This is a genomic window from Coleofasciculus sp., from assembly GCF_046539235.1.
Taxonomy (GTDB): domain Bacteria; phylum Cyanobacteriota; class Cyanobacteriia; order Cyanobacteriales; family Coleofasciculaceae; genus Coleofasciculus.
This window is the reverse complement of sequence record NZ_JBKHHI010000244.1, coordinates 1-9,883: the sequence shown is the minus strand read 5'-3', so window position 1 is coordinate 9,883 and position 9,883 is coordinate 1. Positions and strand designations below refer to the sequence as shown.

General features: G+C 45.7%; 9 protein-coding genes. 6 read left to right on the top strand and 3 right to left on the bottom strand.

The genetic code is table 11. The annotated features are described in order from the left end of the window. Positions 1-145 precede the first annotated feature (145 nt). Together ACLFWI_RS19635 and ACLFWI_RS19630 are read right to left on the bottom strand one after the other, a co-directional pair. Positions 146-1,141, bottom strand: coding sequence for a methyltransferase domain-containing protein (locus ACLFWI_RS19635; RefSeq protein WP_446414308.1), 996 nt, complete (start codon positions 1,139-1,141; stop codon positions 146-148). Positions 1,142-1,411: 270 nt separating this feature from the next. Beyond that, complete coding sequence (locus tag ACLFWI_RS19630) at positions 1,412-4,048, bottom strand: CHASE2 domain-containing protein (protein WP_446414307.1); 2,637 nt, start codon at positions 4,046-4,048, stop codon at positions 1,412-1,414. Positions 4,049-4,072: 24 nt separating this feature from the next. Here ACLFWI_RS19630 and ACLFWI_RS19625 point away from each other — a divergent pair, with 24 nt between their 5' ends. Continuing rightward, complete coding sequence (locus tag ACLFWI_RS19625) at positions 4,073-4,195, top strand: hypothetical protein (protein ID WP_446414306.1); 123 nt, start codon at positions 4,073-4,075, stop codon at positions 4,193-4,195. A 42-nt stretch (positions 4,196-4,237) separates the two neighbouring features. Here the strand turns inward: ACLFWI_RS19625 and ACLFWI_RS19620 are convergent, their stop codons facing one another. Continuing rightward, positions 4,238-4,447: a hypothetical protein gene (locus ACLFWI_RS19620; protein ID WP_446408105.1), complete on the bottom strand. Its 210-nt coding sequence runs from the start codon at positions 4,445-4,447 to the stop codon at positions 4,238-4,240. 428 nt (positions 4,448-4,875) lie between these two features. Here ACLFWI_RS19620 and ACLFWI_RS19615 point away from each other — a divergent pair, with 428 nt between their 5' ends. The 5 genes from ACLFWI_RS19615 (at position 4,876) to ACLFWI_RS19595 (ending at position 9,781) form a co-directional block, all read left to right on the top strand. Further along, on the top strand, positions 4,876-6,528 hold the full coding sequence (locus tag ACLFWI_RS19615) for an ABC transporter substrate-binding protein (RefSeq protein ID WP_446414309.1): 1,653 nt from the start codon (positions 4,876-4,878) through the stop codon (positions 6,526-6,528). A gap of 245 nt (positions 6,529-6,773) precedes the next feature. Then, positions 6,774-7,040: a BrnT family toxin gene (locus tag ACLFWI_RS19610; protein WP_446405858.1), complete on the top strand. Its 267-nt coding sequence runs from the start codon at positions 6,774-6,776 to the stop codon at positions 7,038-7,040. 5 nt (positions 7,041-7,045) lie between these two features. Next, positions 7,046-7,303, top strand: a complete 258-nt coding sequence (locus ACLFWI_RS19605) for a BrnA antitoxin family protein (RefSeq protein ID WP_446408103.1) — start codon at positions 7,046-7,048, stop codon at positions 7,301-7,303. Positions 7,304-7,341: 38 nt separating this feature from the next. After that, the gene (locus ACLFWI_RS19600) at positions 7,342-8,367 is read left to right on the top strand and encodes an ABC transporter permease (protein ID WP_446414305.1); all 1,026 of its coding nucleotides are present in this window, start codon (positions 7,342-7,344) and stop codon (positions 8,365-8,367) included. A gap of 373 nt (positions 8,368-8,740) precedes the next feature. Next, positions 8,741-9,781, top strand: a complete 1,041-nt coding sequence (locus tag ACLFWI_RS19595; RefSeq protein ID WP_446414304.1) for a PstS family phosphate ABC transporter substrate-binding protein — start codon at positions 8,741-8,743, stop codon at positions 9,779-9,781. Positions 9,782-9,883 lie beyond the last annotated feature (102 nt).

The window sequence follows — 9,883 nt, the reverse complement described above, 5'->3', positions numbered from 1 at the left end:
CGCCACCCAGGTAGGGGTTTGGTCACCAAACCCCTGTTTGGTCACCAAACCCCTGGTAACTGGTAGCACCAAACCCCTAGTAGCACCAAACCCCTGGTAGGAATCACCGTGCTTGTAACGCGGTGAGGATGTCAAGTTTGATTCATTACCGTTCTGTCGCCACAGCTTGATTCGAGACGGTTTCAGTTAAATTGGCTGGAGAATTGGCTCGAATAGCGCGAAACATACCAAATCGACAAAGCCCAGAACCGAAGGCTAGCCGCATTAATAAAATTGTCGGCACTTCTCGCACAGACTTGATAAAACCTGATAGACCAAACTGTAGCCATCCCTGGGGTCGAACTATGCCTTGCCAGATAGTATCAAGCCAAGATGGAAGCGTTTCTTCTGTCCAATCTGCCGTTTTTACATTGCCCTCAACCAGTCCGGTTTCCTGCAACCGTTCCGAAAACCCTTCAATGCTGGAAAACGCCGGATGAGACCACTGATCCAAAAGTTGCTGCATCACCGGACGCTCCCAAAAATTGAGTGGTTTCTGGCGATCATCCCGTTGATTCCAGTCAGCAATAACCAGAATACCACCCGGCTTGATTACCCGCATTAATTCTTTGGCAAAAAGAGCTTTATCGGGAATATGAGGACCCACTTCAATTGACCAAACCACATCAAAACTGGCATCTGGGAAAGACATTGCCATGGCATCATCGACTAAAAACGTCGCATCTAAGTCCTTTGGCGTTAACTCCTGAGCGCGTTTTATTTGTTGGGGACTGATGCTAATTCCGGTTACGGCAAACCCGTAATCCCGTGCTAAAATACGACTGCTGCCGCCGATGCCACACCCGACATCTAAAACAGTGGTTCCTGGGGGTAATTTATCGAGTCCTCCCCAACGCGCCATTTCATGCACAAAATCAGATTTTGCGGCTAAAAAATCCTTGGGTTGAGGCGGTGAGCCATAATGCCCTAAGTGAATATGTTCGCCCCAATAAAACTCCAAAATACCATCTTCTGTCCATTGGTCATAAGAATTGACCACCGATTCAGACGATTGATAGCGGCGACCCGTAACCAGATAGAGTAGGATCGCGATCGCCAGGAGTCCCAGCAGAAGTCCCAGAAGTGGAAAAAAGAAATTCATCAACGTTAAATCCTCAATTTTTTGACCCTGTTGATAATCGGGTTCAGAGTTGCCTGATTAACCCACGTTATAATAACGGGCGGGTTTGGTTTAGAGGTTATCGGTAGATACCCCAATTAAACGGCTAAACCCGCCCCTACAATTAACTTATTTTAACGGCTATTACTGAACTGACGCTCTAGGTAATCAGTGTGATCAGCTGATGGGCATTTAAATTGGGTAGTTCCTGTTCTCTGTTCCCCATTCCCTGTTCCCTCCACAATAATGATTTCAATCTTCACCCTGTTTCTGACAAGCATCTAAATAAATTTGAGCCACTTGATCAACGGGATTAACCTGCAAACACTCTTGAAAAATTTGGGCGGATTCTTTAAAGAAACGTTTACTATACAGAAATAAAGCCTTCTCAAAATCAGGCTTTGTCATTAACTTTACCGAGCGGAGTTCTGGTGGATCTGCCTCAAATATTTCAAAAACAGATACCATTTCACTTTTGCCCTTAACCTGAACTTGACCGATAATCCGGAAGGCATATTCAACCGGATGATTTAGCTGTAAAAACGTGTGATGAGAAATTAATAAGGATACCCCATACTCTTTGGTAAGCTGTTCTAAGCGAGCGGCTAAATTGACCGCATCACTAATCACTGTACCATCCATGCGATTGTGTCCGCCCACAGTTCCCAGCATCAGCGAACCCGTATTAATCCCAATCCCAATCTGAATCGGGGGACGATCCGGGCGTCGCCGCGTTTTATTATAATCAGTCAACCGATTTAACATATCAATTCCGGCGCGAACCGCATCATCAGCACTACCATTAAATAGCGCCATAATCGCATCACCGATATATTTGTCAATAAAGCCATCATGTTCGACAATCGCAGGTTCCATGCGCGACAGATAGGCATTGATAAATTTAAAATTATCCTCTAAACTCATCCGTTCCGAGAGAGTGGTGAAGGAACGAATATCCGAAAATAGAATTGACATTTTTTTCTGCACCGCCTCGCCGAGTTTGACATCGACAATGCTTTTCTTGTCCAGCAATTGGAGAAAATTTTCCGGGACAAAACGTTCATAAGCTTGATTCAGTTGCAGCAGTTGAGCCGTAAAATCCTTGCGTTCAGCTTCAGCTTTTTTGCGTTCAGTAATATCTTGAAACGCCGCGATCGCAAACGTCACCTGACCCCCTTCATCAAAAATTGGGATACCCCAAGCTTCAATAGGAATAATCTGATCGCCCTGGTGAATTTCAATGTCATCAGCCGTGGCACTTTCTCCCATTAACGCTTGCACCACGGGCAATAAGTCCGCCGGATAGAGTTGTTCAGTTCCAGCAATATAAAATTGATACACCTCAGCGAATTGTTCAGCAAAGGTATCAGGAACCACACCTTTACCAATTAACTGTTGCGCCCGTTGATTCAGGTAATAGGTTTTTCCGCTTGCATCTAATACCGCTACCCCAACCGGAACCGCTTCCAAAAATTGGGCTAAGCGGCGTTCACTTTCCCGTGCGGCTTCTTCGGCTTGTTGATGTAACTCCTCCTCAATCGCATCAGAATGAGCCGTGGTGGTTTCCAGTAAAATTTCTAAATCAGCATTGTAGCGCTGCAATTCCCAGGTTTGGTAAAGTGCGATCGCCATTGATGATCCAATTAACGCCACAAGCGGGGAAACCACGGGCAACCACCAATTAGCCAGAAACGCCCCATAACTCCCAACCACCAGGATACTACCCATGAAGAACGTGCCGAAACCGACAACCGTCCATCGGGGAAAAATCCTATCCGCGAATTGGTTCGCTTGTTGGAGTTTCCAACTTCCTCCCGCACCAATAAAAGACCAGACGATAATCCATAACCACTCGACTGGATCAATCCAAATTGTCAGCCAAGACAGTTGGTTTATTCTATCAATGAAGGGAATTAAAAGGCGTCCATCAATCGCCTTAATTAAAGGGCGTCCCGCCATCGCCCCACTAATGATCTGACTGGCGATATTGGCATGAATAATCACGCCCGGTGTTTGCTGACGAGAACCGATGGTATTTTGACTATAGGGTGTAAAGAATAAGTCGTTAGCACTTTGTCCGGTAGCGCCAATGAGAACAATGCGATCGCGCATCAAATCCGGTGCTATCCGGTTCTCTAAAATATCAGCAATGGATACAGTTTGGAAGTTCTCTCTCGGTCCACGATAGTTTAAGAGGATTTGATAGCCACCCACATCAGCATTAACATAGCCACCTTCATTCCCCGTCAATGGGGCAAATTCTGCCTTACCCAACTGTAAATGACTCGTTCCCTCATCCGTCATTTGCAGGGTAATCCCTTCGGCGTCTAGGTACATTAACGCCAGCTTTACCCCTAATCCTAAGTGGATGGACTCATCGTCTAATTGGACAGACAGCAATCCGCGACGAACTTTGCCATCCGCATCCAAGACTAAATCAGCCATCGCCACTTGATCCAGTTGTTTTAGGGTTGGCGATGGTGCTACCGTTTCGCCCACGACTTTTTCCACACCAATCAGGTTCGGTGTAGACTTAAATACCTCGACTAATTCCTGATGACCCGGTTCGACTGGCAAATCGCGGTACAAATCCAAGCCAATCGCCCTAGGCTGTTGGGCGTTTATTTTTCTAAGTAATTTTGCTAAGACCTGATCAGGAATGGGCCAGGTTCCAATCTGGGTAATATCAGACTCATCAATGGTTACCACCAAAATCCGGGGATCAACTGGTTCTTGGGGACGCTGCTGAAAAAATTGGTCGAGTGTTGCCCATTCGAGAAGCTGAAACGAACCCGTCCAAGCCGTAGCGATCACCAATCCGGCGACAGTGGGGGCAGTGATCAGTACCCCTTGCCATTTAGAAATATGCTGCTTGAGCTTTTGCCACATTTAGGATGAGCAATCAAAATTAACATGAGTAGTCCCCTGATTGCTATGGCGAATCATTCTCTATTCTTTAGAGTAGCTCAACTCAAGCTGAGTCGTGGCTTAGATGGTTTGTCTCAACCCCATGGAATTAAATTCCCACTAAACTAGCCGAAAATAGACCGTAGGGTGGGCACTGCCCACCAGCCTCAACTAGTAACTATCTTCGCTGCCTACGGTATGCAGTGCTAGATCGTTATTAGCGCGGTTGAGTCGATCCGCGATCGCTGTTCGCAGTTTCAGCGTGATCGATGGTGTAGCCAGCACCTCTTGGGCTTGTTCTCGGTAGATAGCACTGGTTACCGGATCAACTTGGTCAATGTTCTGTAAATTTGAAAATACTGTATCCGCAGAAATGGTCATCAGCTTAAACCCTTTCATCACATATAATTAATTACGATCTTGACTTAAGTCTCGAACATATGGCAATAGTTGAATGATTAAAATAAAACAAAAATTCTTCGACGCATCAGCTTCAACGGATGTATGGCAATGTTGAGATGCTCTAACGTGACAAATCTCTATCCGCCTGTATCAGTAGCTATCAGCCCTATCTCTGAAGCTTCTAAAAATCCGGAAGAATGTACACAAAAGTAGAAAATGCACTTGACTGTGCATGACGGCTTCCCCCCTAGGGATTGACCCCGAATTCGACTGTGGGAGTGCCGATTGCCGATTGCGGTTTTGGAGCCGATTGTATAAGCTTTAGCTTACTACATCAAAGGCTGCTAACCCGTTTTAACGGGTTTGAGCTTTTAGCGCGAACTTTAGTTCAGGGCTTAATGTACGTTATGAAATTACCCTTGTCTCGTCAGAAACGGCAGATTATCCAGTTTCTCGGTTTATTCTGCTGCTGTTGCGTCCTGATTATTAGTTGTGGTGGGCAAAATACACCCACTGATAATGCTGCAAGTTCCGTCACTAGCATCAGTAGCCCTGAACGCATCGCTGTGGGTTCTGTTGCCAAACCCCGAACCCTTGATCCGGCTGATGCGTATGAAGTGGCAATTAGTGATATTATTACCAGCTTAGGCGATCGCCTCTATACCTACCAGGGGGATACAGATACGCTGATTCCCCAACTGGCGACAGAACTCCCGCAAGTCAGTGATGATGGGTTAACCTACACAATTCCTGTGCGTCAGGGTGTTACGTTCCATGATGGCACACCTTTTAACGCAGACGCCATGGCATTTTCCTTGAGGCGGTTTAGTGAAAACGGGGGTAAACCTTCCGCCCTACTTTCTAACATCATGGAATCCGTGGAAGCCACAGGGGAATACGAACTCACAATCAAGCTAAAAAATGACTTTGCTCCCTTCCCTTACCTACTAGCCTTTCCTGGATTAAGTGCAGTTTCACCTCAAGCTTATGAAATTGGACAAGGCAAATTTAAACCCAATGAGTTTGTGGGAACAGGTCCCTATAAGCTAGTTTCCTTTGAACCAAGTTTAGTCAAGGTGGATGTTTTTGAGGACTATTGGGGAGAAAAACCACCCAATCAAGGCATTGACTTTCAGTTTCTCAGTAGTCCCGCTAACTTGTATAATTCCTTTACCACAGGTGCGGTTGATATTGCCTATCGTGACTTAGATGCCGATCAAATTCTCAGCCTCAAAGAGGATGCTGAATCGAAAGGGTATCAAGTGTTAGAAAAGCCCAGCAGCCGCATAGACTATATGGTGCTAAATGTCAAGCAGAAACCCTTAGATCAGGTAGAAGTCCGACAAGCGATCGCGGCGTTAGTGGATCGTCAGTTAATCATTGATCGCGTCTATCGGGGTCAAGCGGAACCCGCTTACAGTATTATTCCCGACACCTTCGCCACCAGTCAACCCGTATTTAAGCAACCTTATGGGGATGGCAATGTGGAAAAGGCAAAAGAACTTTTAACCGAGGCAGATTTTTCTGCTGAAAATCCGTTTGTCTTGGAAATTTGGTACAGTTCCGATAGCCCTCAACGCCAACAAATTGTTACGCTTCTCAAAGAATATGCCGAGCAAAAAATGGATGGTTTGATGCAAGTTCAACCGCAAGCTGTTGAATCTGCTACCCTCTTTGGTAATATTCCCAAAGGCATTTATCCCAGCTATTTAGTGGCTTGGTTCCCGGATTTTGGCGATGCGGATAATTACGTCAGTCCCTTTTTCAGTTGTACGAAAGGATCAGCGGAAACGGGATGTCAGGAAGGAGCTAGTCAAAGCCAAGGCTTCTTCTATTACAGTGAGAAGATGAACCAACTCATTGAAGCGCAACGCCAGGAACAAGATCCCCAGGTGCGACAAGAACTATTTGAGCAAATTCAAGAGCTAATCGCTCAAGATGTTCCGCTGGTTCCTTTGTTGCAGAAAAAAGAATTTGCCTTTGCTCAAGACAGCTTACAGAACGTGGAAATTAACCCAATTATTGGTATCTCGTTTTGGCAGGTTGATAAAAATGCTTAAGCCTGTCATCTTAGCGCCCTGGTTTGCGCGTTTCGCCGTAACGCTTATCCAGGCAGGTGCTACAACAATTTCTGTTTTCGTGTTGTGTGTGCCGCCGCATTGACTCTGTAGCCCTTTGCTCTTTTGTCCTGTTGTCCTTATATACCTTTTTTCTTCTTCTGCCGCAAGGTTATAGGGTTATGGGGGCATGAAGTGATGGGAAGATATATTAGTAGGTATGTACAGATGTGCATATTACAATTGAGATGGTTTACCAGTGGAATCGGGACAAGGCAACAGCCAATCTTCGTAAACATGGCATCGACTTTGCTGATGCAGTATCTGTTTTCTCGGATGCTCTGGCAATTTCCATTCTAGACGAGCGGTTTGATGAAGAACGATTCGTGACAATTGGTATGGATGCTTTTGGTAGAATATTGGTGGTTGTCTACACGCTGCGGGATGATCAGATTCGGATTATTTCTGCCCGAAAAGCAACTCGGCAAGAACGACAGCAGTATGAAGAGGGATAATCGTCATGGAAGCAGAATATGACTTTAGTCAAGGAAAGCGGGGCGCGATTGACCCAACATCATTAGGCAAAACCCGCATCACAATCCGGCTAGATAATGAAATTCTCGCGTGGTTTCGTGAGCAAGTTCACAGTGCAGGCGGAGGAAACTACCAAACCTTGATTAATGAAGCCTTACGCCAGCATATTCAGCAAAACTGCCAATCTTTGGAGGACACCTTACGCAAAGTTGTGCGTGAAGAACTTGAGCGTATTGAGCGTTGATACCAAATTCGCTCAAGAAACCCTTTATTTAAATTCAGATGTCTCGTTCTCGTGCTTTACTTTACTATGTCATCGCCCGGTTGCTACTGGCACCGTTAATGATGTTTACGATTGTTACTATCGTATTTTTGCTCCTCCGCGCTACGCCAGGAGATCCCATTGATGCAGTAATTGGTAATCGTGCGCCTGAAAGTGTAAAAGCCGAATTTCGGGAACGGTTGGGATTAAATCAACCGCTACCCTTACAGTATGTGAATTATTTATTTAGTTTACTCCGCCTGGATTTAGGCAGTTCAATTAGTGACCAAGGACGAGATGTTTTGCAAGTGATTCAGCAGTATTTCCCCGCGACGGCAGAAGTAGCGATATGTAGTATGATTGTCGCCATAACGGTAGGAATTGGTGTGGGTATTTTTTCCGCCTCTCGTCCCGGTACTGTCTTTGATTTAGGGGGACGACTATTCGGGATTATTACCTATGCCTTACCGATATTTTGGGCAGGAATGATTGTCCAATTAATCTTTGCCGTACAGTTAGGATGGTTTCCCCTGGGTGGGCGATTTCCCGCATCAGCAACTCCGCCCACAGGATTCACTGGACTGTATACGGTTGATAGCCTCTTGAATGGGAATTTCAACCAATTTTTAACGGCATTATATTATTTAACTCTACCCTCGTTAACTTTAGGAATTCTTCTAAGTGGAATTTTTGAGCGTATTGTCCGGGTGAATCTCAAGCAAACTCTGAACGCTGATTATGTAGAAGCCGCACGCGCTAGAGGGATTCAGGAACGGACAATTTTACTGCATCATGCATTGAAAAATGCGTTGATTCCAGTAATTACGGTAATGGGACTCACGTTTGCATCGTTGCTAGGGGGTGCGGTGTTAACTGAAGTGACCTTTTCCTGGCCCGGATTAGCTAATCGATTATATGAAGCGATTCAGTTACGAGATTACCCGACGGTGCAAGGAATTATGGTGTTTTTTGGGGCAATTGTGGTGATAGCGAGTATTGCGATTGATATTATCAATGCCTTAATTGACCCGCGTATTCGGTATTGATACCTAGTTTAACCCCGCTGCGGCGATTAAAATCCCTCTGGGACTATAGCGGTACTAATACCAAATCCGCCTTTATTACCCCCTTTTGCCACGGCGATTGAAATCGCTGCTACACAAACAAAGTCCGCCTGCGCGGACTGGGTTATTACGGGGATAGCTAACTCGGATTTGGTATGACTTTGGTAGGTTGGGTTGAACGACGTGAAACCCAACAGACTCCAGCTAAGGGCTGCTGAATAAGTCTTGTGGTGGGGAGAGGCAATAGGGAACAGGGAATAGGCAACAGTTTCAACTCCCTGTTTGCGAAAAAACTGGACAATTGCCAGGTAAGCTAGAGGTGATTGGTGATTTGGCGACTTGAACTCACGATCGCATGTCTCAGAAAAACGAAACGACTATATTAGTGTTAGCCTTGCTGATTACCCTCGGTTTAGTCGGGGGCGGGGTTTGGTGGTTTAGCCGTGAGTCTGACTTAATTAACGGAAACCGCCAGGTTAAGGTCAATCGTCAATCCCCTGAACAATCCCAACAGGCTAAAACTTTTGCTCAAGTGCAAGGTGTACCTGAAGGACTCTTTAGCTATGGGGGTAGCACCACTTGGGCACCCATCCGTGAAGTCGTAGATCCCGCGATTCAAACCGTGTGGCCCCAATTCCGATTGCGCTACACTGATCCGACAACAGGCGCACCAGGTTCGGGTACAGGGATTAAAATGCTGTTAAATAACCAACTGGCGTTTTCCCAATCCTCGCGCCCACTCAAACAAGAGGAATATGACCAAGCCCAGCAACGGGGGTTTACTCTCAAAGAAATTCCTGTCGCTATTGATGGTATTGCCGTTGCGGTTAATCCTGACCTGCAAATTCCGGGTTTGACGGTTACTCAGCTAAAAGATATTTATACGGGTAAGATTACCAACTGGAATCAAGTCGGGGGTACTGACTTACCAATTATCCCTTATTCCAGACGCCCAGAAGAAGGCGGTACAATTGAGTTTTTTGTGGACAATATTTTAGAGGGAGAAGAGTTTGGGGCGACTGTTGAGTTTATCCCAACCACGACTCAAGCTTTGAGAGTGTTAGCGGATAATCCTGGCGGCATTTATTACGCCTCTGCACCTGAAGTTGTGCCTCAATGTACAATAAAATCTTTACCGATTGGACGCCAACCCGATGAACTAATTCCGCCTTACCAGGAACCCTTTGTCCCACTTTCCCAATGTCCCGGACAGCGCAATCAGCTGAATAAGCAGGCGTTTCAATCAGGAAGTTATCCGATTACTCGTCGATTATTTGTCATTATTAAACAAAATGGTCAAGTTGATCAACAAGCCGGGGAAGCTTATGCTCGATTTTTACTCACTAACCAGGGTCAGGACTTAATTAGCCAAGCCGGATTCGTCAGTTTGCGCTGAGTTGAGCAGGGGAGATGGGGGAGATGGGAGAGATAGGAGAGTAGACCAATGACAAATGACAAATGACGAATGACAAATGACAAATGACAAATGACAAATGAC